This window comes from Pseudomonas sp. GW456-12-1-14-TSB6 (assembly GCF_059424205.1).
The window spans coordinates 122,167-147,505 of sequence record NZ_JBWKZE010000009.1 but is presented as its reverse complement, the minus strand read 5'-3'; the positions used below and the strand labels follow the sequence as shown (position 1 = coordinate 147,505).

General features: G+C 60.3%; 22 protein-coding genes. 15 read left to right on the top strand and 7 right to left on the bottom strand.

The features are described 5' to 3' along the window. Positions 1–303: 303 nt before the first annotated feature. A complete protein-coding gene (locus AC07Y2_RS10950; RefSeq protein ID WP_039769972.1) occupies positions 304–1,038 on the bottom strand; it encodes a phosphoadenylyl-sulfate reductase in 735 nt (244 codons plus the stop codon). A gap of 162 nt (positions 1,039–1,200) precedes the next feature. Here AC07Y2_RS10950 and thrH point away from each other — a divergent pair, with 162 nt between their 5' ends. Continuing rightward, positions 1,201–1,818, top strand: a complete 618-nt coding sequence (gene thrH / locus AC07Y2_RS10945; RefSeq protein WP_011333236.1) for a bifunctional phosphoserine phosphatase/homoserine phosphotransferase ThrH — start codon at positions 1,201–1,203, stop codon at positions 1,816–1,818. A 127-nt stretch (positions 1,819–1,945) separates the two neighbouring features. Here thrH and pabB read toward each other — a convergent pair whose 3' ends face one another. From pabB to rloA, 4 genes are all read right to left on the bottom strand, one after another. Next, positions 1,946–3,289 (bottom strand): aminodeoxychorismate synthase component I, encoded by a 1,344-nt coding sequence (gene pabB, locus AC07Y2_RS10940; RefSeq protein WP_103386417.1) that lies wholly within the window; start codon positions 3,287–3,289, stop codon positions 1,946–1,948. Positions 3,290–3,521: 232 nt separating this feature from the next. Continuing rightward, positions 3,522–4,508 (bottom strand): alpha-L-glutamate ligase-like protein, encoded by a 987-nt coding sequence (locus AC07Y2_RS10935; protein ID WP_103386416.1) that lies wholly within the window; start codon positions 4,506–4,508, stop codon positions 3,522–3,524. After that, on the bottom strand, positions 4,508–6,043 hold the full coding sequence (gene rloB, locus AC07Y2_RS10930) for an osmotic stress tolerance membrane protein RloB (protein ID WP_039769978.1): 1,536 nt from the start codon (positions 6,041–6,043) through the stop codon (positions 4,508–4,510). Before rloB ends, AC07Y2_RS10935 begins: the two co-directional genes overlap by 1 nt. A 5-nt stretch (positions 6,044–6,048) precedes the next feature. Further along, positions 6,049–6,585 (bottom strand): retropepsin-like aspartic peptidase RloA, encoded by a 537-nt coding sequence (gene rloA / locus AC07Y2_RS10925; protein ID WP_011333239.1) that lies wholly within the window; start codon positions 6,583–6,585, stop codon positions 6,049–6,051. Between the two features lie 300 nt (positions 6,586–6,885). On the opposite strand from rloA, the gene AC07Y2_RS10920 reads away from it, so the two are divergent. The 6 genes from AC07Y2_RS10920 to prpD all read left to right on the top strand — a co-directional run bounded on the left by AC07Y2_RS10920 (position 6,886) and on the right by prpD (position 15,239). After that, on the top strand, positions 6,886–7,608 hold the full coding sequence (locus AC07Y2_RS10920; protein ID WP_173892848.1) for a GntR family transcriptional regulator: 723 nt from the start codon (positions 6,886–6,888) through the stop codon (positions 7,606–7,608). Further along, on the top strand, positions 7,605–8,495 hold the full coding sequence (prpB, locus tag AC07Y2_RS10915) for a methylisocitrate lyase (protein ID WP_007951973.1): 891 nt from the start codon (positions 7,605–7,607) through the stop codon (positions 8,493–8,495). Before AC07Y2_RS10920 ends, prpB begins: the two co-directional genes overlap by 4 nt. A 43-nt stretch (positions 8,496–8,538) precedes the next feature. Continuing rightward, positions 8,539–9,666 carry a bifunctional 2-methylcitrate synthase/citrate synthase gene (prpC, locus tag AC07Y2_RS10910; protein WP_074687616.1) on the top strand — a complete coding sequence of 376 codons (1,128 nt, stop codon included), beginning with the start codon at positions 8,539–8,541 and terminating at the stop codon, positions 9,664–9,666. A 61-nt stretch (positions 9,667–9,727) separates the two neighbouring features. Beyond that, a complete protein-coding gene (gene acnD / locus AC07Y2_RS10905; RefSeq protein WP_103386415.1) occupies positions 9,728–12,322 on the top strand; it encodes a Fe/S-dependent 2-methylisocitrate dehydratase AcnD in 2,595 nt (864 codons plus the stop codon). Positions 12,323–12,376: 54 nt separating this feature from the next. Then, entirely contained in the window at positions 12,377–13,567 is a 1,191-nt protein-coding gene (prpF, locus tag AC07Y2_RS10900; protein WP_103386414.1) for a 2-methylaconitate cis-trans isomerase PrpF, read from the top strand. A gap of 187 nt (positions 13,568–13,754) precedes the next feature. After that, positions 13,755–15,239 carry a 2-methylcitrate dehydratase gene (gene prpD / locus AC07Y2_RS10895; RefSeq protein WP_103386413.1) on the top strand — a complete coding sequence of 495 codons (1,485 nt, stop codon included), beginning with the start codon at positions 13,755–13,757 and terminating at the stop codon, positions 15,237–15,239. A gap of 109 nt (positions 15,240–15,348) precedes the next feature. On the opposite strand, the gene ppsR is transcribed toward prpD, so the two are convergent. Further along, positions 15,349–16,167: a posphoenolpyruvate synthetase regulatory kinase/phosphorylase PpsR gene (gene ppsR, locus AC07Y2_RS10890; RefSeq protein WP_007951980.1), complete on the bottom strand. Its 819-nt coding sequence runs from the start codon at positions 16,165–16,167 to the stop codon at positions 15,349–15,351. Positions 16,168–16,341: 174 nt separating this feature from the next. Here ppsR and ppsA point away from each other — a divergent pair, with 174 nt between their 5' ends. The 8 genes from ppsA to AC07Y2_RS10850 all read left to right on the top strand — a co-directional run bounded on the left by ppsA (position 16,342) and on the right by AC07Y2_RS10850 (position 24,505). Then, complete coding sequence (gene ppsA / locus AC07Y2_RS10885; RefSeq protein WP_103386412.1) at positions 16,342–18,717, top strand: phosphoenolpyruvate synthase; 2,376 nt, start codon at positions 16,342–16,344, stop codon at positions 18,715–18,717. Between the two features lie 98 nt (positions 18,718–18,815). Next, the gene (locus AC07Y2_RS10880) at positions 18,816–19,805 is read left to right on the top strand and encodes an alpha/beta fold hydrolase (protein ID WP_011333247.1); all 990 of its coding nucleotides are present in this window, start codon (positions 18,816–18,818) and stop codon (positions 19,803–19,805) included. A gap of 226 nt (positions 19,806–20,031) precedes the next feature. After that, positions 20,032–20,523 carry a ribonuclease E activity regulator RraA gene (gene rraA, locus AC07Y2_RS10875; RefSeq protein WP_011333248.1) on the top strand — a complete coding sequence of 164 codons (492 nt, stop codon included), beginning with the start codon at positions 20,032–20,034 and terminating at the stop codon, positions 20,521–20,523. A gap of 24 nt (positions 20,524–20,547) precedes the next feature. After that, on the top strand, positions 20,548–21,543 hold the full coding sequence (locus AC07Y2_RS10870; RefSeq protein ID WP_074687620.1) for a zinc transporter ZntB: 996 nt from the start codon (positions 20,548–20,550) through the stop codon (positions 21,541–21,543). A gap of 63 nt (positions 21,544–21,606) precedes the next feature. Further along, a complete protein-coding gene (locus AC07Y2_RS10865; protein WP_007951986.1) occupies positions 21,607–21,855 on the top strand; it encodes a hypothetical protein in 249 nt (82 codons plus the stop codon). 2 nt (positions 21,856–21,857) lie between these two features. Beyond that, a complete protein-coding gene (locus tag AC07Y2_RS10860) occupies positions 21,858–22,682 on the top strand; it encodes a mechanosensitive ion channel family protein (protein WP_007951987.1) in 825 nt (274 codons plus the stop codon). A gap of 90 nt (positions 22,683–22,772) precedes the next feature. Continuing rightward, entirely contained in the window at positions 22,773–23,363 is a 591-nt protein-coding gene (sigX, locus tag AC07Y2_RS10855) for an RNA polymerase sigma factor SigX (protein ID WP_011333251.1), read from the top strand. A gap of 107 nt (positions 23,364–23,470) precedes the next feature. Beyond that, positions 23,471–24,505 carry an OmpA family protein gene (locus tag AC07Y2_RS10850; protein WP_011333252.1) on the top strand — a complete coding sequence of 345 codons (1,035 nt, stop codon included), beginning with the start codon at positions 23,471–23,473 and terminating at the stop codon, positions 24,503–24,505. A 75-nt stretch (positions 24,506–24,580) separates the two neighbouring features. On the opposite strand, the gene cobA is transcribed toward AC07Y2_RS10850, so the two are convergent. After that, on the bottom strand, positions 24,581–25,333 hold the full coding sequence (gene cobA / locus AC07Y2_RS10845; RefSeq protein WP_085666662.1) for a uroporphyrinogen-III C-methyltransferase: 753 nt from the start codon (positions 25,331–25,333) through the stop codon (positions 24,581–24,583). Positions 25,334–25,339: the final 6 nt, after the last annotated feature.

Sequence of the window (25,339 nt, the reverse complement as noted above, 5' to 3'; positions counted from 1 at the left end):
GATCTGTGCCAGCCCGCGATCTATGAAAATCACCGCTGATTTCGAAAAGTTATTGAAGAACACCAAGTCGTTGAAATACCGGCGATATAAGTTGACCGTTCGAACAGGTATTTATTTTTCGGGAGGGATTTTGGCGGGCGCCGGGAGGGAGTGTTTTTGGAGCCTGATGTAACTTTTCAGGGCGCAGAAACGAAAAGTGCACACATAAATGGCACCGTTGGTGACATTCGTGTGTACACATTTTTCAAGACGGGCGGTGAACACTGTGGGAGCTGAATTGCTCCCACGGGGCAACAGCGATGCTTATGCCTTACTGATGATGTTCCCGGCATGCAACCCGCATTCTTTCTGGGTCGCTTCTTCCCACCACCAACGGCCTTCACGTTCGTGCTGGTTCGGCAGGACAGGACGAGTGCACGGTTCGCAGCCGATGCTGATGAAACCGCGCTCATGCAGGCTGTTGTACGGCAGCTCCAGCATGCGGATGTAGCCCCAGATTTCTTCGCTGGTCATCTGCGCCAGTGGGTTGAACTTGTACAGGGTGCGCTCCGGGGTGGAGAACGCTGTATCGATTTCCATCACCGCCACGGCGCTGCGGGTGCCAGGGCTTTGATCGCGGCGCTGGCCGGTGGCCCAGGCCTTCACGTCGGAGAGTTTGCGGCGCAGCGGCTCGATCTTGCGGATCCCGCAGCATTCGCCATGGCCGTCCTTGTAGAAACTGAACAGGCCTTTTTCCTTCACGAACGGTTCAAGTTTCGTGTAGTCCGGTGAGACCAGTTCGATGTCGATCTTGTAGTGCTCGCGCACCTGATCGATGAAACGGTAGGTTTCCGGATGCAGGCGACCGGTGTCGAGACTGAACACCTTGACGTTCTTGTTCAGCTTCCAGGCCATGTCCACCAGCACCACATCCTCGGCGCCGCTGAAAGATATCCACAGGTCATCGCCGAACTCGGCGAACGCGAGTTTGAGGATGTCCTGCGCGGATTTGTTGGCATAGGTCGTGGCGAGTTCCACGACGTCGAACGTTGGGCTCATCAGGGCGGCTTCCTACAGGTCGGTGGCGCTGGGCGCTCTATATGGCGGCGATGGTAACAAAAAGCAACGCGCGCCGGGGCAGCCTCTGCGTTGCGCGCTCCAGGTCGAGCCGCTAGAGTTCGGGCTCGCTCGGCTCAATAAACATTACAAATGGAGTGTCCTGTGGAAATTGCCTGTCTTGATCTTGAAGGGGTGCTGGTACCGGAAATCTGGATCGCCTTCGCCGAAAAAACCGGAATCGAATCGCTCAAGGCCACCACCCGGGACATTCCCGACTACGACGTGCTGATGAAACAGCGCCTGCGCATCCTTGATGAGCATGGCCTGAAACTTTCGGACATTCAGGAAGTGATCGCCACGCTCAAGCCGCTGGACGGCGCGGTGGAGTTCGTCAACTGGCTGCGCGAGCGGTTTCAGGTGGTGATTCTGTCGGACACGTTCTACGAGTTTTCCCAGCCGCTGATGCGTCAGCTGGGCTTTCCGACCTTGCTCTGCCACCGACTGATTACCGATGACAGCGGTCGGGTGACCAGCTATCAGTTGCGTCAGAAAGATCCGAAACGTCAGTCGGTCCTGGCCTTCAAGAGCCTGTATTACCGGGTGATTGCGGCGGGGGATTCCTACAACGACACCAGCATGCTCGGCGAAGCGGATGCGGGGATTCTGTTCCATGCGCCGGACAACGTGATTCGCGAGTTTCCGCAGTTTCCGGCGGTGCATACGTTTGCCGAGTTGAAGCAGGAGTTTCTCAAAGCTTCGAACCGCGACTTATCCCTTTAGCCACCTGATGATCGTTCCCACGCTCTGCGTGGGAATGCCTCAATGGACGCTCTGCGTCCGCTTTGGGACGCAGAGCGTCCCGGGCTGCATTCCCACGCAGAGCGTGGGAACGATCAACGATCAACGGTTAAAGGTTTTGCAGGGTTTCTAGCAGGACTCTGACCTTGGTAATCGATTCCTGATACTCCGCCTGCCAGTCCGAGTCAGCGACGATCCCGCCACCGCCCCAGCAGCACACCTGCCCATCCTTCACCAGCAGACTGCGAATGGCGATGGAGCTGTCCATCTCGCCACGCACGTCCAGATACAGCAACGAACCGCAATACAAGCCGCGTCGGGTCGGCTCCAGTTCGTCGATGATCTGCATCGCACGAATCTTCGGTGCGCCGGTGATCGAGCCACCGGGGAAGCTGCCGGCAATCAGATCCAACGCATCGCGATGTTCCGCCAGTTCACCGGTTACGCTACTGACCAGGTGATGCACGTTCGGATAGCTTTCCAGGCTGAACAACTCCGGCACCCGCACCGAGCCGATGCGGCAGGTGCGGCCCAGGTCATTGCGCAGCAGGTCGACGATCATCAGGTTTTCCGCGCGATCCTTGGGGCTGGCCAGCAGTTCGGCAGCGTTGGCCGCGTCTTCGGCCGGGGTCGCGCCACGGGGGCGGGTGCCCTTGATCGGACGGGTTTCCACTTGGCGCTGACTGACTTTGACGAAACGCTCGGGCGACAGGCTCAGTACTGCGTTGCCGTCGGGCAGGCTCTGGAACCCGGAAAACGGCGTCGGGCAGGCCTCACGCAATTTGCAGTAGGCCAGCCATGGATCGCCCTGGCACGGCGCGCGGAAACGCTGGGCGAAATTGACCTGATAGCAGTCGCCGGCCTGGATGTAATGCTGGATACGCTCGAACGCCTTACGGTATTCATCGGCCGAGAGATCGGCTGCCATCGGGCTGCTCAGCTTGAAAGGCGTCAGTGCGGTGCCCACCGGCTGGCTGAACACATCGATCAGCCGTTGTTTCTCGCTGGCGCTGACCGAGGGGTGGAACACCAGTTGGCTGGTGGCCGATTGGTGGTCACTGATCAATGCCCAGTCGTACAGACCAAAACGCGCATCGGGCAATTGCAGGTCATCCCGGGCCTGGCTCGGCAGGTTTTCCAGATGTCGGCCGAAGTCGTAGCTCAGGTAACCGATCAGGCCGCCGGCGAAGGGCAATTCGTACCCGTCGGGCAATTGCGCCTCGCCCAACCGGGTCAGTTTTTCCCGCAGGCGTTGCAGGAAATCGTCGCCGTGTTCGTCCGGCAACACCGCCAGTTGTTCCAGCGGCCAGGCGCTGAGCAGGTCATAACGGCCACGGTCGGCACTCGGTCGGCCACTGTCGAGCAGCACGGCGCCGGGCGCATGGCGGACGGCCGCGAAAAAGTCGGCGGGGTTGGCTCGGTAGGGCAGCGGGTGTACGGAACAGGTCAACATGGGCGGGGCAGATCGGCCATCGAGGCGGGGTGGGGATTGTAGTCCCCTCCGGGAATTGCTCCTAGAGGGGATGTCGGGGATTGGCAGATTGGCGGCAGGTATTACGCTTGATCGTTTGATCGTTCCCACGCTCTGCGTGGGAATGCATCCCGTGACGCTCCGCGTCACAGTGGACGCGGAGCGTCCATGTCGGCGTTACCACGCGGAGCGTGGGAACGATCGTCGTGGGCTGTCAGCCCTCGACCGCCGGAATATGCCCAAACAACTCCTGAGCAAACGCCACCCGCTCTTCAACCGATTCAGTCACGCCACGCGCCTTGAGGTCTTCCAGATGCGCTTCCACCGCATGGGTGCGCAACGTCAGCCCGCAATCATTGGCAATCTGGATATTCAGCCCCGGCCGCGCATTCAACTCCAGAATCAGCGGGCCTTTCTCCTGGTCCAGCACCATGTCCACGCCGATGTACCCCAGGCCACACAGCTCATAACAACCGGCGGCGAGCTTCATGAAACCGTCCCAGTAGGGCAGTTGCACGCCGTCCACCGCGTTGGTGGTGTCCGGGTGTTTGGTGATGATGTTGTTCAGCCAGGTGCCGCGCAAAGTCAGGCCCGTGGCCAGGTCGACGCCGACACCGATGGCGCCCTGGTGCAGGTTGGCCTTGCCGCCGGACTGGCGGGTCGGCAAACGCAGCATCGCCATCACCGGGTAACCCATCAGCACGATGATGCGGATGTCCGGCACGCCTTCGTAGCTGATGCTCTTGAAGATCTGGTCCGGGGTCACCCGATACTCGATCAGCGCCCGGTCGCGGTGGCCACCCAGCGAATACAGGCCGGTGAGGATGCTGGAAATGTGATGCTCCAGCTCTTCGTGGGCAAGGATCTTGCCCGATACCGTGCGATAGCGGCCCTCGAAACGGTCGGCGATGACGATGATGCCGTCACCGCCGGCGCCCTGGGCCGGCTTGATCACGAAGTCGTTGCGCCCGCCGATGATCTCGCCGAGCTTGTCGATTTCCTTCTCCGTGGAAATCACGCCATACAGTTCCGGCACGTGAATGCCGGCCTCGATCGCGCGTTCCTTGGTGATGATCTTGTCATCGACGATCGGGTACAGGCTGCGCTTGTTGTACTTGAGCACGTAGTCCGCGTTACGCCGATTGATACCCATGATGCCCCGGGCTTCCAGGGCCTTCCAGGTCTTCCAGAAACCGAACATCAGGCGTCAGCCTTCTTCAGGAAAGCCTTGAAACGCACCAGTTCAGTCAGGCGATAACCGCGATAGCGACCCATGGCCAGCATGAAGCCCACCAGAATCAGCAGGATCGCCGGGAAGGTGAACACGAAGTACACCAGCTCCGGAACGGTCATGATCAGGTGCGCCAGGGACGCCGCGAACAGCGTGCCGATCGCCACTTTCATGGCATGGCTGGCGCCGCGTTCTTCCCAGGTGATCGACAGGCGTTCGATGGTCATGGTCAGAATCACCATCGGGAACAGCGCCACCGACAGACCGCGCTCCAGACCGAGTTTGTGACTGAACAGGCTGATCGCCGCAATCAGCACCACCACGAAGGTCAGCACCACCGACAGGCGCGGCAGCATTTGCAGCTTCAGGTGTTCCAGATACGAGCGCAGCGATAACCCGAGCGCGGTGATCACGGTAAACAGCAGGATACCGAAGCCCAGCTGCGTCTCGCGGAAGGCCAGGGCGATCAGCACCGGTGTGAACGTGCCGAGGGTCTGCAGGCCGATCAGGTTACGCAGGATCAGGATCACCAGCACGCCGATTGGGATCATCACCATGATCATGAAGGTCTGCTGGGTTTGCAGCGGCAGGCCGTACAGCGAGTATTCGAGGAAGTTGGCGTCGGTGTTTTCGTCGGTCAGCTTGGCCAGACGAATCGCGTTCATTTCGCTGTTGTTCAGGCTGAAGGTCACATTGGCTTTCTTGCCGCCGTCGACGGTGATCAGGTTCTCATCACCGCTCCACCACAGCAGGCGGTCGGTCGGCAGGCCTTGCTCGCCGGTTTCCGGGTTGAAATACAGCCAGTCGGTGCCGTTGAAGCTGCGCAGCCACAGTTCCGGGGTTTGCGGCTGATCGGCGACAAGGCGGATGGTGTGGACTTTCTCCACCGGCACGTGGGCGATGGACAGCAGCAGCTCGACGATCTTGGCTTTGTGCGGCGTCGACGGATCGCCGGCCAGCAGCAGTTTCACGTTGTCGTCGTTGACGTTGTTGACGCGTTTGATCGCCTCGCCAATGAAGGTCTCGACGTCGGCCGAATGCTGGCGGATCGGCGCGAGCAGGGCTTCGGCGGCGATCTTTTCCGGGCCTTCGATGGCCATGCTGTCGCGGAAGGTCGGGCCTTTGACCTTGGTTTTTTCGGCGGTGTAACGCTTGGTCAGCACCAGACGGTAATAAAGAGTCTGATTGCCCTTGGCCCGGCGTGCCGACCAGGTGACCTTGCGGTTGCCGTCGACGCGGTTGACCGCCACGCCGTAGTTGTTGGAGATGAAGCTTTCATTGAGGCTGACGTAATCGCGGCTCAGGGGCGGCACGAACATCTGGATCTTCACCGGATCCTTGGTGCTGGCGACGAACTCGACCTTGGCGTCGATGTTCCACAGGTCGTCGGTGGCGTCTTCGGTCACCGGGATGCCGAGCACGAAAATCTGATAGGCCGTAACCGAAACGCCCAGCAACACCAGGATGGTGATCAGGACTTTCAGGTGGAAGGTTAGAGAACGCATGGAAATTACTCGGCGGTATGAGCGGCGATGGCGCAGGCGGGTTTGCCGGCAGCGTATTTAAGACTGGGATCGACCAGCGCATCGAAGCGTTTCAGCGCCTCGGAGCCGATCAAAAGCGGGTATTGGAACGCACTACGGTCGGTCAGGTTCACTTCGATGCTGCGCATTGCCGAACCCATGCAGATGTCCAGCTCGATTACCGGGCGCGCGGTGTACTTCTTGCCTTCTTCCGGGTCGTAGTCGCCGGCGCGGCGCTTGATCTTGCTGACCCGGGCCAGCGGCCGTTCGATCGGGTGCGAATGCGCGGCGTCGATGGCCAGGTAGAAACGTACCCAGGACTCGCCGTTGCGTTTGAAGCGTTTGATGTCGCGGGCGCTCAGGGAGGCGGTTTTCGCCCCGGTGTCGAGTTTCGCCGCCACTTCCAGGTTGATCCCGTCGAGGGCAGCGTATTCGTTGAGGCCGTACACGGTCTTTTCCCCCGCCGCAGCGAGGCCGGGCAGGCAAAACAGTGCAAAGAATGTGGGGAAGGGCTTGAGTCTCATAAATCCTGGCGAGCAGCGTTCCGTTCTCGGTTCAGGGCCATGGCATCAGGAAATCCTGTCTGCCCATGCGCCTTCGTGTGCCTATCAGCTTTTTATGACAAGCCGTGCAAATGACTCGCAAATGCGGGCGGCATTCTAGCACGGTGGTTTTATGGCGCCAGCGCCGGGACCGGTCTATAACCCTTGGGGCTGACACGCAGGCTTATTAGACGATTGTCGACAATCTCTATTTATCCTTTGACTGATGCGGGTTGATTCGCTAGTTTTTGCCGCATTGGATTTGAAGGTGTCGACAATATGCTGGATCAACTCGATCCCCCGGTGATCAACGGCGACGATTCCGAGACGCTCTCGGAAAACGTCTTCCGGCGCATTCAGGCGGCCATCGTCAAAGGTGAGATCGCTCCGGGCAGCAAGATCTCCGAGCCGGAACTGGCGCGCACCTACGGCATCAGCCGCGGGCCGCTGCGCGAGGCGATTCACCGGCTGGAAGGCCAGCGTCTGCTGGTGCGCGTACCGCACGTCGGTGCCCGGGTGGTGTCGCTGAGCCACGCCGAATTGCTCGAACTCTACGAAATCCGCGAATCCCTCGAAGGCATGGCCTGCCGTCTGGCGGCCGAACGCATGAGCGTCGAAGAAATCGACGAGCTGCGCCGGGTGCTGGAAACCCATGAGCGCGATGCGGCGTTCCAGGCCGGCGTCGGCTACTACCAGCAGGAAGGCGATTTCGACTTTCACTACCGGATCATCCAGGGCAGCGGCAACCGCACCCTTACGCAAATGCTCTGCGGCGAGCTCTATCAACTGGTGCGCATGTACCGCATCCAGTTTTCCACCACGCCCAACCGCCCGCGCCAGGCCTTTGCCGAACACCACCGGATTCTCGATGCCATCGCCGACCGTGACGGCGAGCTCGCGGAATTGTTGATGCGCCGTCACATCGGCGCCTCGAAACGCAACATCGCCCGTCACTACCAAGACGGCGCCGACAACAAGACAGCCACTGAACGAGGTGAGTCATGAGTTCCAACAAGAGCACTCCAGGCCAGCGTTTCCGCGATGCGGTCGCCAGCGAACATCCGCTGCAAGTGGTCGGCGCGATCAACGCCAACCACGCGCTGCTGGCCAAGCGCGCCGGTTTCAAGGCGATCTACCTGTCGGGTGGCGGGGTGGCTGCCGGCTCCCTCGGCGTGCCGGACCTGGGCATCACCGGCCTGGATGACGTGCTGACCGACGTGCGCCGCATCACCGACGTCTGCGACCTGCCGCTGCTGGTGGACGTGGACACCGGTTTCGGCGCCTCGGCGTTCAACGTGGCGCGCACCGTCAAGTCGATGATCAAGTTCGGCGCGGCGGCGATTCATATCGAAGACCAGGTCGGCGCCAAGCGCTGTGGCCATCGTCCTAATAAAGAGATCGTGACCCAGCAGGAAATGGTCGATCGCATCAAGGCTGCCGTCGATGCCCGCACCGACGACAGCTTCGTGATCATGGCGCGCACCGACGCGCTGGCCGTTGAGGGTCTGGAATCGGCACTGGATCGCGCCGCCGCGTGCATCGAGGCCGGCGCCGACATGATTTTCCCGGAAGCCATCACGGAACTGGAGATGTACAAGCTGTTCGCCAGCCGCGTGAAGGCGCCGATCCTGGCCAACATCACCGAATTCGGCTCGACGCCGCTGTACACCACCGAGCAACTGGCCGGCGCCGACGTGTCGCTGGTGCTGTACCCGCTGTCGGCGTTCCGCGCGATGAACAAGGCCGCGGAAAACGTCTACACCGCGATCCGCCGCGACGGCACTCAGCAAAATGTCATCGACACCATGCAGACTCGCATGGAGCTTTACGATCGCATCGATTACCACACCTTCGAGCAGAAGCTCGACGCGTTGTTTGCGGCGAAGAAGTAAGCCGCAACCGTACTCCCTAATAAATTCAAGATTGGAGACAACAATGGCCGAAGCAAAAGTACTCAGTGGCGCCGGGCTCCGGGGCCAGGTTGCCGGGCAAACCGCACTGTCCACCGTGGGCCAGGCCGGTGCCGGGCTGACCTACCGCGGCTACGACGTGCGCGAACTGGCAGCAGATGCACAATTTGAAGAAGTGGCGTACCTGCTGCTCTACGGGGAGCTGCCGACCAAGGCGCAACTCGCCGACTATCAAGGCAAGCTGAGCAAGCTGCGTGACCTGCCACAAGCGCTGAAAGAAGTGCTGGAACGCATCCCCGCCGACGCCCACCCGATGGACGTGATGCGCACCGGATGCTCGTTCCTGGGCAACATCGAGCCGGAGAAAGACTTCTCCGAGCAACGCGACAAGACCGACCGCCTGCTGGCCGCGTTCCCGGCGATCATGTGCTACTGGTATCGCTTCAGCCACGACGGCAAACGCATCAATTGCGTGACGGACGAACAGTCCATCGGCGGCCACTTCCTGCACCTGCTGCACGACAAGAAGCCGAGCGAACTGCACGTCAAAGTGATGAACGTGTCGCTGATCCTCTACGCCGAGCACGAATTCAACGCCTCGACCTTCACCGCTCGGGTGTGTGCTTCGACCCTGTCCGATCTGTATTCCTGCGTCACGGCGGCCATCGGCTCGTTGCGCGGCCCACTGCACGGCGGCGCCAACGAAGCGGCGATGGAAATGATCGAGCGCTTCTCGTCGCCGGAAGAGGCGATCAAGGGCACCCTCGGCATGCTCGAGCGCAAGGACAAGATCATGGGCTTCGGCCACGCGATCTATAAGGACAGCGATCCGCGCAACGAGGTAATCAAGGGCTGGTCGAAAAAACTCGCCGACGAAGTGGGCGACAAGGTGCTGTTCGCGGTTTCCGAAGCCATCGACAAGACCATGTGGGAGCAAAAGAAACTGTTCCCCAACGCCGACTTCTACCATGCCTCGGCGTACCACTTCATGGGCATCCCGACCAAGCTGTTCACCCCGATCTTCGTCTGCTCGCGCCTGACCGGCTGGGCGGCGCACGTATTCGAACAGCGCGCCAACAACCGCATCATCCGTCCAAGCGCCGAGTACACCGGCGTCGAACAGCGCAAGTTCGTGCCAATCGAACAGCGCTGATCGGGGAGGGCGCCGGCACAGGCGCCCCCTCTTTGAAACTACCGTGACCGAGTCCCGACCGATGAACACAGAATTTCGCAAGAACCTGCCCGGCACGCCGCTGGACTTTTTCGACGTCCGCGCGGCTGTCGATGGGATCCAGCCCGGCAGCTACGACACCCTGCCGTACACCTCTCGCGTGCTGGCGGAAAACCTCGTGCGTCGCTGCGACCCGGCCACGCTCACCGATTCCCTGAAACAACTGATCGAGCGCAAACGCGACCTCGACTTCCCGTGGTTCCCGGCCCGCGTGGTGTGCCACGACATTCTTGGCCAGACCGCACTGGTGGACCTGGCCGGCCTGCGCGACGCGATTGCCCAGCAGGGCGGCGATCCGGCGCAGGTCAACCCGGTGGTGCCGACGCAACTGATCGTCGACCACTCGCTGGCGGTGGAAGCGGGCGGCTTTGACAAGCAGGCCTTCGAGAAGAACCGCGCCATCGAAGACCGTCGAAACGAAGACCGCTTCCACTTCATCAACTGGACCAAGAAGGCGTTCAAGAACGTCGACGTGATCCCGCCGGGCAACGGCATCATGCACCAGATCAACCTGGAGAAAATGTCGCCGGTGATCCAGGTGCGCGACGGCGTGGCGTTCCCGGATACCTGCGTCGGCACTGACAGCCATACCCCGCACGTCGATGCGCTGGGCGTGATTGCCATTGGCGTCGGTGGTCTCGAAGCTGAAAGCGTGATGCTCGGCCGCGCATCGTGGATGCGCCTGCCGGAAAGCGTCGGCGTCGAATTGACCGGCAAGCTGCAACCGGGCATCACCGCCACCGACATGGTGCTGGCGCTGACCGAATACCTGCGCAAACAGAAAGTGGTCGGCGCATGGCTGGAGTTCTTCGGCGAAGGTGCTTCGGCACTGACCCTCGGCGACCGCGCAACCATCTCCAACATGGCCCCGGAGTACGGCGCCACGGCGGCGATGTTCTACATCGACCAGCAGACCATCGATTACCTGAAACTCACCGGTCGCGAAGACCAGCAAGTGCAACTTGTCGAGCAATATGCCAAGCAGATCGGCCTGTGGGCCGACAGCCTGAAAGGCGCGCAATACGAGCGTGGTCTGACCTTCGACCTGTCTTCGGTGGTGCGCAACATGGCCGGCCCGAGCAACCCGCACGCTCGCGTGGCGGTGTCGGATCTGGCCGCCAAAGGCATCGCCGGCCAGTGGGAGGACGTGCCGGGGCAAATGCCTGACGGCGCGGTGATCATCGCCGCCATCACCAGTTGCACCAACACCAGCAACCCGCGCAACGTAATCGCCGCCGGCCTGCTGGCGCGCAATGCCAACAAGCTCGGGCTGACCCGCAAACCGTGGGTCAAGTCGTCGCTGGCGCCGGGTTCGAAAACCGTGGCGCTGTACCTCGATGAAGCGGGGCTGACCACGGAGCTGGAGCAGCTCGGTTTCGGCGTCGTCGCCTTCGCCTGCACCACCTGCAACGGCATGTCTGGCGCGCTGGATCCGGTGATCCAGCAGGAAATCATCGACCGCGACCTGTACGCCACCGCTGTGCTGTCCGGCAACCGCAACTTCGACGGGCGGATTCACCCGTACGCCAAGCAGGCGTTCCTCGCTTCGCCGCCGCTGGTGGTGGCCTACGCGATTGCCGGCACCATCCGCTTTGATATCGAGAAAGATGTGCTGGGCGTGGTCGACGGCAAGGAAATCCGCCTGAAGGACATCTGGCCGAGCGACGAAGAAATCGACGCGGTGGTGAAATCCTCGGTCAAGCCCGAGCAGTTCCGTCAGGTCTACATCCCGATGTTCGCCATCCATGAAGACACCGGCCCGAAAGTAACGCCGCTGTACGACTGGCGCGAAATGAGCACCTACATCCGCCGTCCGCCGTACTGGGAGGGCGCGTTGGCCGGGGCGCGGCCGCTCAAGGGCATGCGTCCGTTGGCGGTATTGCCGGACAACATCACCACCGATCACCTGTCGCCGTCGAACGCGATCATGCTCGACAGCGCCGCCGGCGAATACCTGGCGAAAATGGGCCTGCCGGAAGAGGACTTCAACTCTTACGCGACCCACCGTGGCGACCACCTGACCGCGCAGCGCGCGACGTTTGCCAACCCGAAATTGTTCAACGAAATGGTCGTGGAAAACGGCAAGGTCAAACAGGGTTCGCTGGCCCGTGTCGAGCCGGAAGGCCAAGTGATGCGCATGTGGGAAGCCATCGAAACCTACATGGAACGCAAGCAGCCGCTGATCATCATCGCCGGCGCCGACTACGGCCAGGGTTCGTCCCGCGACTGGGCGGCCAAAGGCGTGCGTCTGGCGGGTGTGGAAGCGATTGCCGCCGAAGGTTTCGAGCGCATTCACCGCACCAACCTGGTGGGCATGGGCGTGTTGCCGCTGGAATTCAAACCGGGCACCGACCGCAAGACCCTGGGTATCGATGGCAGCGAAACCTACGACGTGATCGGCGAGCGCACGCCGCGTGCCGACCTGACGCTGGTGATCCATCGCAAGAACGGCGAACGCGTTGATGTGCCGGTGACCTGCCGTCTGGATACCGCTGAAGAAGTGTCGATCTACGAGGCCGGCGGCGTGTTGCAGCGCTTTGCCCAAGACTTCCTCGAAGAGTCGGCGGTTGCCGTTTAAATCAACTGATGTGGGCATGGGACTTCAAGTCCCATGTCTTCGTTAAGGAGCACCATGGCTCACGCACCGCAAATAAAAATCCCCGCCACCTACATGCGTGGCGGCACCAGCAAAGGGGTGTTTTTCAGCCTCAAGGACCTGCCCGAAGCCGCGCAGATTCCCGGCCCGGCCCGCGATGCGCTGTTGCTGCGGGTCATCGGCAGCCCCGATCCGTACGACAAGCAGATCGACGGCATGGGCGGCGCCACGTCCAGCACCAGCAAAACCGTGATCCTGTCGAAAAGCATCAAGGCCGATCACGACGTCGATTACCTGTTCGGTCAGGTGTCCATCGACAAGCCCTTCGTGGACTGGAGCGGCAACTGCGGCAACCTGTCGGCGGCGGTCGGTTCGTTCGCCATCAGCAACGGTCTTGTGGACGCCAGCCGCATTCCGCACAACGGCTTGGCGGTGGTTCGCGTGTGGCAGGCCAATATCGGCAAAACCATCATTGCCCACGTGCCGATCACCAATGGCGAAGTTCAGGAAACCGGTGATTTCGAACTCGACGGCGTGACCTTCCCGGCTGCCGAAGTCCAGGTCGAATTCATGGATCCGGCGGCGGAAGAAGAGGGCGGCGGTGGCTCGATGTTCCCCACCGGCAACCTGATCGACGAGCTGGAAGTACCGGGTGTCGGCACCTTCATGGCGACCATGATCAACGCGGGGATTCCGACGATCTTCGTCAACGCCGAAGACATCGGTTACACCGGCACCGAACTGCAAAGCGCGATCAACAGCGATCCGAAAGCGTTGCAGATGTTCGAGGCCATTCGTGCTTATGGCGCGCTGCGCATGGGGCTGATTTCTAATCTGGATGAGGCGGCCAAGCGACAACACACGCCGAAGATTGCGTTTGTCGCCAAGCCTGCGGATTACGTGGCGTCCAGTGGCAAGGCGATTGGCGCCGGGGATGTGGATTTGCTGGTGCGGGCATTGTCGATGGGCAAGCTGCACCACGCGATGATGGGGACGGCGGCGGTGGCGATCGGCACCGCAGCAGCCATCTCGGGCACTTTGGTGAATCTGGCGGCTGGTGGTGTGGAGCGGAATGCGGTGCGGTTCGGGCATCCGTCCGGGACGTTGCGTGTTGGCGCAGAAGCTAGCCTGGAAAATGGTGAGTGGGTGGTGAAGAAGGCGATCATGAGCCGAAGTGCGCGCGTCCTGATGGAAGGTTACGTCCGCGTTCCTGGCGACTCTTTCTGATCCCGACACCGAGCACATGTGGGAGCGAGCCTGCTCGCGATGACGGACTGACATTCAGGATTGATGTCGGCTGATAAACCGCAATCGCGAGCAGGCTCGCTCCCACAGTTGTCTGCATTTCAATAAGAAGAAAATTAGTCCTGAACCGAGGTCCCATCAACGAACCACTTTCAAGAGTGAATCGAACATGAGCGCCAACGTCGACCTGAACAACCGCCCCGACTACGACCGTGTCCTGCAGGACATTGCCGATTACGTCCTCAGCTACAAAATCACATCCGCCGAAGCCCTCGACACCGCCCGCAATTGCCTGATGGACACCCTGGGCTGCGGCCTGCTGGCCCTGCGCTTTCCCGAATGCACCAAACACCTTGGCCCGATGGTCGAAGGCACCGTCGTCCCATTCGGCGCGCGGGTCCCAGGCACCTCCTATCGCCTCGACCCGGTGAAAGCCGCGTGGGACATCGGCTGCATCGTGCGCTGGCTCGATTACAACGACACCTGGCTCGCCGCGGAATGGGGCCATCCGTCGGATAACCTCGGCGGGATTCTCGCGGTGGCCGATCACCTGTCGCAAAAGCGTCTGGCCAACGGTGAAGCGCCGCTGACCATGCATGATGTACTCGAAGCCATGATCATGGCCCACGAGATTCAAGGCGTGATCGCTCTGGAAAACTCCTTCAATCGTGTAGGCCTCGACCACGTCATTCTGGTGAAAGTGGCCTCGACTGCCGTGACCGCCAAACTGATGGGCGCCAACCGTGAGCAGCTGTTATCGGCGTTGTCCCATGCGTTCGCCGACGGTCAGGCGTTGCGCACGTACCGCCATGCGCCGAACGCCGGTTCGCGAAAATCCTGGGCGGCGGGGGATGCGTCGAGCCGGGGCGTGCGGCTGGCGGATATCGCGATGCGCGGCGAAATGGGCATTCCCGGCGTCTTGAGTGCCAAGCAGTGGGGCTTTTACGACGTTCTGTTCAGCCACACCAACAACGATCTGGCGCTCAAGCCTGAAGACAAACGCGCCTTCAGCTTCTCCCGGCCGTTCGGTAGTTACGTGATGGAAAACGTGCTGTTCAAGATCAGCTTCCCCGCCGAGTTCCACGCGCAGACCGCCTGCGAAGCCGCTGTGACCCTGCATCCGCAGGTGCGCAACCGTCTGCATGAGATCGACCGGATCGTCATCACCACCCACGAATCGGCGATTCGCATCATTTCCAAGGTCGGGCCGCTGGCCAATGCTGCCGACCGCGATCACTGCCTCCAGTACATGACCGCCGTGCCGCTGGCGTTCGGCAATCTGGTGGCCGAGCAGTACGAAGACGATTTCCATAAGGCCCATCCGGTCATCGATGTGCTGCGCGAGAAAATGGTCATCGTCGAGGACCCGCGCTTCACCCGCGAATACCTGGAGGCCGACAAACGCTCGATCGCCAATGCGGTGCAGGTGTTTTTCAAGGACGGTTCGAGCACGGAAAACGTGGTGGTGGAGTACCCGATCGGCCATCGCCGGCGTCGCGCCGAGGGTATTCCGTTGCTGGAGGACAAATTCCGGGCAAATCTGGCGACCCGCTTCACCGGGCAGCGCAGCGGGGAGATTCTGGTGTTGTGCAAGGATCAGGCGCGGCTTGAAGCCACGCCAGTGAACCGGTTTGTCGATTTGTTTGTGATCTGAGAGACCGCGTTATCGTTCAATCGCGAGCAGGCTCGCTCCCACATCTGGAATGCAAACCTCCTGTGGGAGCGAGCCTGCTCGCGATAGCGATAGATCAGGCGCCGAGAATCTATTTGAAGCGCCGCTCCACGCCTTTTTCCACGAGAATCTTCGCGGAAATTTCTTCCACCGAAAAATGCGTGGAGTTGATGTTCGGGATGTTCTCGCGGCGGAACAGGTTTTCCACTTCGCGCACTTCGAACTCGCACTGGGCGTAACTCGAGTAACGGCTGTTGGGCTTGCGTTCGTTGCGGATCGCGGTGAGGCGGTCCGGGTCGATGGTCAGGCCGAACAGCTTGTGCTGGTGGGCGCGCAGGGCGGCCGGCAGTTGCAGGCGTTCCATGTCGTCTTCGGTCAGCGGGTAGTTGGCCGCGCGGATGCCGAATTGCATCGCCATGTACAGGCACGTCGGCGTCTTACCACAACGCGACACGCCCACTAGTATCAGATCGGCCTTGTCGTAATAGTGGGTGCGGGCGCCGTCGTCGTTGTCGAGGGCGAAGTTCACCGCCTCGATCCGCTCCATGTAATTGGAGTTGTGACCGATGGAGTGGGACTTGCCGACGGTGTAGGAAGAATGCTCGGTCAGTTCCTGCTCGAGCGGGGCGAGAAACGTCGAGAAGATGTCGATCATGAAACCATTGGAGGTTGCGAGAATCTCACGAATGTCCTGATTGACGATGGTGTCGAAGATAATCGGCCGGAAACCGTCGGTTTCAGCGGCTTTGTTGATTTGTTGTACCATGGCCCGCGCTTTTTCAACGCTGTCGATGTACGGTCGCGTGAATTTGCTGAAGGTAATGTTTTCGAACTGCGCCAGAAGGCTTTGACCCAGGGTTTCGGCGGTGATACCGGTGCCATCGGAGATAAAGAAAGCAGATCGTTTCATTTGCACCTTGGGCCTTAAGCTAATGAGCATTTCTGGATATGATAGGCGCGATTTGTCGGCCACCATTGGCCCGCATTCTCACTTATTTTCCAGGTCCAGGCCATACAGCCGGCCAACGCTCCCCCGAGCCGCCGGTTTCTGAGCTTTTCCAACACAGTTAGTGGAGAGATCACCTTGGTAGAGTACGTAGTTTCCCTCGATAAGCTCGGCAAACACGATGTTGAGCATGTGGGGGGCAAGAACGCATCCCTGGGCGAGATGATCAGTAACCTGGCCGGTGCCGGTGTTTCGGTCCCCGGCGGCTTCGCCACCACGGCGCAAGCCTATCGCGACTTCCTGGAACTGAGCGGTCTGAACGATCAGATCCACAAGGCTCTCGATGCGCTGGACGTCGATGACGTCAATGCCCTGGCCAAGACCGGCGCCCAGATCCGCCAATGGATCATGGAAGCCGAATTCCCTGAAAAACTGAACACCGAGATCCGCACCGCGTTCGCCGCGTTGTCGGCCGGTAATCCTGACGTGGCCGTGGCCGTGCGTTCCTCCGCCACCGCCGAAGACCTGCCGGACGCTTCGTTCGCCGGTCAGCAGGAAACCTTCCTGAACATCCGTGGCGTGGAAAACGTCATCCGCGCGGCCAAGGAAGTGTTCGCTTCCCTGTTCAACGACCGTGCCATTTCCTACCGCGTGCACCAGGGCTTCGACCACAAACTGGTCGCCCTGTCGGCGGGCGTGCAGCGCATGGTGCGTTCGGAAACCGGCACCGCCGGCGTGATGTTCACCCTCGATACCGAATCCGGCTTCCGTGACGTGGTGTTCATCACCGGCGCCTACGGCCTGGGCGAAACCGTCGTACAAGGCGCGGTGAACCCGGACGAATTCTATGTCCACAAGGGCACCCTGGAAGCCGGTCGCCCGGCAATCCTGCGCCGCAACCTGGGCAGCAAGGCCATCAAGATGATCTACGGTGACGAGGCCAAGGCCGGTCGTTCCGTGAAAACCGTTGATGTCGACAAGGCCGAGCGCGCGCGTTTCTGCCTGACCGACGCTGAAGTCAGCGAGCTGGCCAAGCAGGCGATGATCATCGAGAAGCACTATGGCTGCCCGATGGACATCGAATGGGCCAAGGACGGTGACGACGGCAAGCTGTACATCGTGCAGGCCCGTCCGGAAACCGTGAAGAGCCGCACCCAGGCCAACGTCATGGAACGTTACCTGCTGAAAGAAACCGGCACCGTGCTGGTGGAAGGTCGTGCCATCGGCCAGCGCATCGGCGCCGGCAAGGTGCGGATCATCAAGGACGTCTCCGAGATGGACAAGGTCCAGCCGGGCGACGTACTGGTTTCCGACATGACCGACCCGGACTGGGAGCCGGTCATGAAGCGCGCCAGCGCCATCGTGACCAACCGTGGTGGCCGTACCTGCCACGCGGCGATCATCGCCCGTGAGCTGGGAATTCCTGCGGTCGTAGGTTGCGGCAACGCCACCCAACTGCTGAAGGATGGCCAGGGCGTGACCGTGTCCTGTGCCGAAGGCGACACCGGTTACATCTTCGAAGGTGAACTGGGTTTTGACATCAAGAAGAACTCCGTCGACGCCATGCCGGAGCTGCCGTTCAAGATCATGATGAACGTCGGCAACCCGGACCGCGCCTTCGACTTCGCGCAGCTGCCGAACGCCGGTGTGGGCCTGGCCCGTCTGGAATTCATCATCAACCGCATGATCGGCGTTCACCCGAAAGCGCTGTTGAACTACGACGGCCTGCCGCAGGACATCAAGGAAAGCGTCGACAAGCGCATCGCCGGTTACGACGATCCGGTCGGCTTCTATGTCGAGAAACTGGTTGAAGGCATCAGCACCCTGGCCGCTGCGTTCGCACCGAAGAAGGTCATCGTGCGTCTGTCGGACTTCAAGTCCAACGAATACGCCAACCTGATCGGCGGCAAACTGTACGAGCCGGAGGAAGAAAACCCGATGCTGGGTTTCCGTGGCGCTTCGCGTTACATCAGCGAATCGTTCCGTGACTGCTTTGAACTCGAGTGCCGTGCGCTGAAACGCGTGCGCAACGAGATGGGCCTGACCAACGTCGAAATCATGGTGCCGTTCGTCCGTACCCTCGGCGAAGCCAGCCAGGTGGTCGATCTGCTGGCCGAGAATGGCCTCAAGCGTGGCGACAACGGCCTGCGCGTGATCATGATGTGCGAACTGCCATCCAACGCGATCCTGGCTGAAGAATTCCTCGAATTCTTCGACGGTTTCTCGATCGGCTCCAACGACCTGACTCAGCTGACATTGGGTCTGGACCGTGACTCCGGGATCATCGCGCACCTGTTCGACGAGCGTAATCCGGCGGTCAAGAAGCTGTTGGCCAACGCTATTGCCGCGTGCAACAAGGCCGGCAAATACATCGGCATCTGCGGTCAGGGCCCTTCGGATCACCCGGACCTCGCCAAGTGGCTGATGGAGCAGGGCATCGAAAGCGTGTCGCTGAACCCGGACACCGTGCTGGAAACCTGGTTCTTCCTTGCCGAAGGCCAGGCGGCGGAATAAGCCGTGAATGAAGCCCCGGCCCGTTGAACCGGGTCGGGGCTTTAAGATTGAAGTAGGGCGAGCTCTTCGGATGCCGCCCTTTTTTGTGCAAGAGCATTATGCAAAGCAGCAGCAACCTATTTCCTGTCGCCCTGATCAGCGCCGAGCGACGCGGTGATCTGAGCGAAGACGTTTACCGTTTGAAACCGGGCAACAGCCCTGACTGGTCCGTGGAAATCGCGGTGACCCGGCTCGGCATGGCCGATGAGCCGGCGTCGCGCGGCGTGCCGGTGATCTTGCTGCACGGCAGTTTTTCCAATCGGCGCTTCTGGTTCTCGCCGAAGGGGCTGGGTCTGGGCGCGTATCTGACGCGTCTGGGTTTCGATGTGTGGATCCCGGAAATGCGTGGTCACGGTCTGTCCCAGCGCAACGAGGACTACCGCCGCAACCGGGTCGCCGACTATGCCCGTTACGATCTGCCGGCGATTGCCGCGTTCGTCCGTGAGCAGAGCGGGCAGATTCCGCATTGGATCGGTCACTCGCTGGGTGGCATCACGTTGGCGGCTGCGCTGGGCGGCGAATACCTCGGTGAGCCGGCGGTGGCGTCGGCGGCGTTTTTCGGCACCCAGGTCAGCCGCACCTATTGGCCGCTGAAGATTCCGCCGGTGGAGTGGAGCGGGCGCTTCATTCTCAAGCGTTTTGCCCAGTTGTCCGGCTCGCGACTCAAGCGCGGCCCCGAGGACGAGCCGATCGGCCTGGCGCTGGAAAGCATGCGCTGGTACGGACTGTTCGGACGTTTCGGCGACAAGGACAAGGATTGGTGGGCAGGTCTTGCCGACGTGCAGGTCCCGGTGCTGGCGGTAAGCGCGGCGGGGGATCATCAGGATCCGGCCTGGGCCTGCCGGAAACTGTTCGAACAGATCGGCTCCGAGCACAAGCAGTTCATCAACTTGGGCCGTGAACAGGGTTTCAACGATCAGTTCGGCCATGTCGAGATGCTGGTCAGCAAAGCGGCGCAGGCCGAGGTCTGGCCGCTGGTGGCGCGTTGGCTGGCGGATCAGCACACGCCATTGCTCGGCGAGAAGCCGGATCTGGCGGCAGCGGTGTGAGCGCGGCGCCTTTAAAAGGGCATTTCGTTCGGGTCGGCTTGCGGCTAAGATATGACGCATTGAACGGTTCTGGTCATATTTAGTGACTGTTTCGCTATTACGTTTCAGCCTGTGTTCAGGTTCGTTCAGCGACCATGACATGGGCTAAGGTAAACAGCGACCGTTGGGACTCGTTTCAAAAGAGTGCGACATTCTTGCTCGTCTTCCTTGTTACAGGAGTTTTTCGATGAACCATTACCTTACGCCTGACCTTTGCGACGCCTATCCGGAGCTGGTTCAGGTGCTGGAACCGATGTTCAGCAATTTCGGCGGCCGTGATTCGTTCGGCGGCGAAATCGTGACCATCAAATGCTTCGAAGACAACTCGCTGGTCAAGGAACAAGCCGAGCTCAAGGGCAACGGCAAGGTGCTGGTGGTCGATGGTGGTGGTTCCCTGCGCTGCGCGCTGCTGGGCGACATGATCGCCGAGAAAGCCGCGAAAAACGGTTGGGAAGGGCTGGTGATCTACGGTTGCATCCGTGATGTGGACGTCATCGCCCAGACCGATCTCGGCGTTCAGGCCCTGGCCAGCCATCCGAAAAAGACTGAAAAACGCGGTCTCGGCGACCTCAACGTGCCGGTGACCTTCGCGGGTGTGACCTTCCATCCCGGCCAGTACATCTATGCGGACAACAATGGCGTGATCATCTCGCCGAGTCCGCTGAAAATGCCTGAATAAATCGCGGTAACCACAGGGGTGAGGATGTTCGAGGAAGAAAACGCGCAATGGGGGCTGGTGCATGCCCTGGTGCTGGACGGTAAAGGCGGTGCGCGTTCGATAGCCCGGACTGATCTCGACGATCTGCGGCTGCAGGCTCATGAAAGCCTGTGGCTGCACTGGGATCGCAGTCACCCGCAGACCCAGACCTGGCTGCGTAAATCCAGTGGGCTCAATGAGTTCACCTGCGACCTGCTGCTGGAAGAAAACACCCGTCCACGCCTGTTGCCGCTGCCGGATTCCGAGCTGCTGCTTTTTTTGCGCGGGGTCAATCTCAACCCCGGCGCCGAGCCGGAAGACATGGTGTCGGTGCGGATTTTCGCTTCGGCCCAGCGGGTGATTTCCCTGCGTTTGCGTCCATTGCGCGCCACTGACGAGTTACTGGCGATGCTCGCCGAGGGCAAGGGGCCGAAAACCTCGTCCGAACTGATGCTGTATCTGGCGCAATTCCTCACCAACAAGGTGCAGGATCTGGTGACTTGTCTCTCCGAAGTGGTCGATGAAGAGGAAGAAAAACTGGATGCCGACGAACGGTATACCCCCGAGCACGGCGCCATTTTGCATATCCGTCGCCGGGCCGCCGGACTGAAGCGTTTTCTGGCACCGCAGCGGGATATTTTCGGACAGCTGACGCGGATAAAGCTGCCGTGGTTCGTCGATGACGATGCCGACTACTGGAACGAATTGAACAACAGCCTGACCCGTTATCTCGAAGAGCTCGAATTGACCCGAGAGCGCGTGGGGCTGGTGCTGGAGGCCGAAGACCGGCGCTTGAGCGTGCACATGAATCGCACGATGTATCGCTTCGGGATCATCACCTGCATCTTCTTGCCGATGAGTTTTATTACCGGTCTGTTGGGCATAAACGTTGGCGGAATACCGTTCGCCAGCAGCCCTTATGGCTTCCTGATCGCCTGCCTGACGGTGCTCGCCCTGGCGTTCGGCCAGTGGTGGTTGTTCCGCCGTTTGCGCTGGGTCTGACGATGCATCATGTGACCCGACCAAATTTGCCCGCGTCTTTCACAGACATCACGAGAGGTGCGTATGCACGATCCGTTTGAACAGTCTTTGCGCGACATGCTCAACGCTTCGCCGTCCAGCCGCGACGACGATGCCTGCCTGGGTCGCGTGCTCAAAACCGCCAACCGCCAGGTTGGCGCCGGCGATCTGTTCAGCCTGCTGGGCCGCTGGCTGCCCGCGCTGATGATCGCCCTGAATAACGGCTCGGCCCATGTCGCGCCGGTCTCCCGTCTCCGTAAACCTACCGCTCGCACTGCTGATAAGGCTGATTGAATATGGAACTTGATCTCTGGACTCAGAGCCTCGTCACTGCAATGACTGCGTTGTGGACCAAAGTCGCTAACTTCATTCCTAACCTGTTCGGCGCATTGGTTGTGCTGCTTTTGGGTTTCGTCGTGGCCAAGCTGCTGGACACCTTGCTCTCCAAGTTGCTGGCCAAACTGGGGCTTGATCGCCTGATGGGCGGCACCGGCCTGACTAAATTGATGTCCCGCGCGGGGCTGCAAGTGCCGATCTCCACGTTGATCGGCAAAATCGTTTACTGGTTCGTTCTGCTGATTTTTCTGGTTTCGGCAGCAGAATCCCTTGGACTTGAGCGAGTTTCAGCTACGCTTGACATGCTCGCGCTGTATTTGCCGAAAGTGTTCGGTGCCGCGCTGGTATTGCTGGTGGGTGTCCTGCTCGCACAACTGGCCAATGGCCTGGTTCGCGGGGCGGCAGAAGGCGTAGGCCTGGACTACGCTTCAGGACTTGGGCGAATTGCCCAGGGCCTGGTGATCATCATCAGCATTTCGGTCGCGATCAGTCAGCTGGAGGTCAAGACCGACCTGCTGAACCATGTGATCGTCATCGTATTGATTACCGTTGGTCTGGCGGTTGCGCTGGCCATGGGTTTGGGAAGCCGGGAAATTGCCGGTCAGATTCTTGCGGGAATCTATGTGCGTGAGTTGTATCAGGTTGGGCAACAAGTGCGTATTGGCGAGGTCGAAGGCCAGATCGAAGAGATCGGCACGGTTAAGACCACATTGCTGACCGATGAGGGTGAGCTAGTCTCTCTCTCCAATCGGATCCTGCTGGAACAGCATGTGAGTAGCCGCTAACCCGGCAAACCCTGCTAATGTATGCCGCCGCAAAATGCCAGCTGTCGCTGGCTGCGGTGGACATTGACCTGACTGTCGGCACGACTTGTTTTGAATAAAGCCCAAACGCTATCCACGCGCTACGATCCCCGCGAGCTCTCTGATGAGGAGTTGGTCGCGCGCTCGCATACCGAGCTTTTTCACGTGACGCGCGCCTACGAAGAACTGATGCGGCGTTACCAGCGGACATTATTTAACGTGTGCGCACGATATCTTGGGAACGATCGCGACGCAGACGATGTCTGTCAGGAAGTGATGTTGAAGGTGCTGTACGGCCTGAAGAACTTCGAGGGGAAATCGAAGTTCAAGACATGGCTATACAGCATCACCTACAACGAATGCATCACACAGTATCGGAAGGAACGGCGAAAGCGTCGCTTGATGGACGCACTGAGTCTTGACCCCCTCGAGGAAGCGTCCGAAGAAAAGGCGCCGAAACCCGAGGAGAAGGGCGGACTGGATCGCTGGCTGGTGTATGTGAACCCGATCGACAGGGAAATTCTGGTGCTACGATTTGTCGCAGAGCTGGAGTTTCAGGAGATCGCAGACATCATGCACATGGGTTTGAGTGCGACAAAAATGCGTTACAAACGCGCTCTTGATAAATTGCGTGAGAAATTTGCAGGCATTGCTGAAACTTAGTTCGGCGCAAATATCTCTTACGTGTAGGCAAGTTCTGATAGACTTGCCGCCGAGTTGTCCCCCGGTTTGCGGGACTGCTTCACAATCACCAGATGGGGATTTAACGGATGAAACTGAAAAACACCTTGGGCTTGGCCATTGGTTCTTTGATTGCCGCCACTTCTTTCGGCGCTCTGGCACAAGGCCAAGGCGCAGTTGAAATCGAAGGCTTCGCAAAGAAAGAACAATTCGACAGCGCTCGTAACTTCAAGAACAACGGCAACCTGTTCGGCGGTTCGATCGGTTACTTCCTGACCGACGACGTTGAACTGCGTCTGGGCTACGACGAAGTGCACAACGTGCGTGCCGACGATGGCAAGAACGTCAAGGGCGCCAACACCGCTCTGGACGCTCTGTACCACTTCAACAACCCAGGCGACATGCTGCGTCCATACGTTTCGGCCGGTTTCTCTGACCAGAGCATCGACCAGAACGGTTCGAACGGTCGTAACCGTTCCACCTTCGCCAACCTGGGCGCTGGTGCCAAGCTGTACTTCACCGACAACTTCTACGCCCGTGCTGGCGTTGAAGCTCAGTACAACATCGACCAGGGCGACACCGAGTGGGCTCCTAGCGTCGGTATCGGTGTGAACTTCGGTGGCGGCTCCAAGCCAGCTGCTGCTCCAGTTCCAGCACCGGCTGAAGTCTGCTCCGACAGCGACAACGACGGCGTGTGCGACAACGTTGACAAGTGCCCGGACACCCCAGCCAACGTAACTGTTGACGCTGATGGCTGCCCAGCAGTTGCTGAAGTTGTTCGTGTTGAGCTGGACGTGAAGTTCGACTTCGACAAGTCGGTTGTTAAGCCAAACAGCTACGGCGACATCAAAAACCTGGCTGACTTCATGAAGCAGTACCCATCCACCACCACTACTGTTGAAGGTCACACTGACTCCGTCGGTCCTGACGCTTACAACCAGAAACTGTCCGAGCGTCGTGCAAACGCCGTTAAGCAAGTTCTGACCAACCAGTACGGTGTTGAATCGTCCCGCGTTCAGTCGATCGGCTACGGCGAATCCCGCCCAGTTGCTGACAACAAAACTGAAGCTGGCCGTGCTGTTAACCGTCGCGTAGAAGCGCAGGTTGAAGCTCAAGCTAAGTAATTAGCTGCCGCTCCGAGAAAAGCCCGGCTCAGGCCGGGCTTTTCTTTGCCTGCGATTTGGTGACGCCAGAGATTGTCAGGCCAGGCGATCAGCTACCCAGCCAATCGAGTCGACCTGGGGCGCCGCCGCTGCGACGGCGCCTATGACCAGAATCGCAGGGCTCCTGAGCTGGAAACCAAGGGCATCGTCTTCCATCGCTGTCAGATCGCTGCGGCATTCGCGTTGCTCCGGCAATGAAGCATTCTCGATCATCGCCACTGGCGTATCCGCCGCCATGCCGCCCGCCAGCAGTTGCTCGCGAATCTCGCCGAGCTTCGCCACCCCCATGTAAATCACCAGCGTCGTGCCGCCCTGCGCCAAGGCCCGCCAGTTCAACTGGCTGTCGTCCTGAGTGTGGGCCGTGACCAGCGTCACGCCCCGGGCCACGCCGCGTAGCGTCAGCGGAATATCACACTGGGTCGCTCCAGCCAGTCCGGCGGTGATGCCATTGACCAGCTCCACCTCGACCCCGCGCTCGCGCAACCACTGAGCTTCCTCACCCCCACGCCCGAAAATGCACGGATCGCCGCCCTTGAGCCGCACCACGCATTTGCCCTGACGGGCATAACGCAGCATCAGCCGATGGATGAACGCCTGGGGCGTCGAGCGGCAGCCGCCGCGTTTGCCGACCGCGATAATCCGCGCAGCAGGGCAGTGCTCAAGCACCGCCTCATTGACCAGATCGTCGATCAGCACCACCTCGGCCTCGCGCAAGGCACGCACCGCTTTGAGCGTCAGCAATTCAGGATCACCAGGGCCCGCGCCCACCAGCCAGACTTTCGCGTTCATGGTGTT

What these genes read in the sequence shown, in the direction of transcription:
- AC07Y2_RS10950 (WP_039769972.1), bottom strand. Translation starts at nt 1,038, where the DNA reads ATGAGCCCAACGTTCGACGTCGTGGAACTCGCCACGACCTATGCCAAC.
- pabB (WP_103386417.1), bottom strand. Translation starts at nt 3,289, where the DNA reads ATGTTGACCTGTTCCGTACACCCGCTGCCCTACCGAGCCAACCCCGCC.
- AC07Y2_RS10935 (WP_103386416.1), bottom strand. Translation starts at nt 4,508, where the DNA reads ATGTTCGGTTTCTGGAAGACCTGGAAGGCCCTGGAAGCCCGGGGCATC.
- rloB (WP_039769978.1), bottom strand. Translation starts at nt 6,043, where the DNA reads ATGCGTTCTCTAACCTTCCACCTGAAAGTCCTGATCACCATCCTGGTG.
- rloA (WP_011333239.1), bottom strand. Translation starts at nt 6,585, where the DNA reads ATGAGACTCAAGCCCTTCCCCACATTCTTTGCACTGTTTTGCCTGCCC.
- prpB (WP_007951973.1), top strand. Translation starts at nt 7,605, where the DNA reads ATGAGTTCCAACAAGAGCACTCCAGGCCAGCGTTTCCGCGATGCGGTC.
- prpC (WP_074687616.1), top strand. Translation starts at nt 8,539, where the DNA reads ATGGCCGAAGCAAAAGTACTCAGTGGCGCCGGGCTCCGGGGCCAGGTT.
- acnD (WP_103386415.1), top strand. Translation starts at nt 9,728, where the DNA reads ATGAACACAGAATTTCGCAAGAACCTGCCCGGCACGCCGCTGGACTTT.
- prpF (WP_103386414.1), top strand. Translation starts at nt 12,377, where the DNA reads ATGGCTCACGCACCGCAAATAAAAATCCCCGCCACCTACATGCGTGGC.
- prpD (WP_103386413.1), top strand. Translation starts at nt 13,755, where the DNA reads ATGAGCGCCAACGTCGACCTGAACAACCGCCCCGACTACGACCGTGTC.
- ppsR (WP_007951980.1), bottom strand. Translation starts at nt 16,167, where the DNA reads ATGAAACGATCTGCTTTCTTTATCTCCGATGGCACCGGTATCACCGCC.
- AC07Y2_RS10880 (WP_011333247.1), top strand. Translation starts at nt 18,816, where the DNA reads ATGCAAAGCAGCAGCAACCTATTTCCTGTCGCCCTGATCAGCGCCGAG.
- rraA (WP_011333248.1), top strand. Translation starts at nt 20,032, where the DNA reads ATGAACCATTACCTTACGCCTGACCTTTGCGACGCCTATCCGGAGCTG.
- AC07Y2_RS10870 (WP_074687620.1), top strand. Translation starts at nt 20,548, where the DNA reads ATGTTCGAGGAAGAAAACGCGCAATGGGGGCTGGTGCATGCCCTGGTG.
- AC07Y2_RS10865 (WP_007951986.1), top strand. Translation starts at nt 21,607, where the DNA reads ATGCACGATCCGTTTGAACAGTCTTTGCGCGACATGCTCAACGCTTCG.
- AC07Y2_RS10860 (WP_007951987.1), top strand. Translation starts at nt 21,858, where the DNA reads ATGGAACTTGATCTCTGGACTCAGAGCCTCGTCACTGCAATGACTGCG.
- AC07Y2_RS10850 (WP_011333252.1), top strand. Translation starts at nt 23,471, where the DNA reads ATGAAACTGAAAAACACCTTGGGCTTGGCCATTGGTTCTTTGATTGCC.
- cobA (WP_085666662.1), bottom strand. Translation starts at nt 25,333, where the DNA reads ATGAACGCGAAAGTCTGGCTGGTGGGCGCGGGCCCTGGTGATCCTGAA.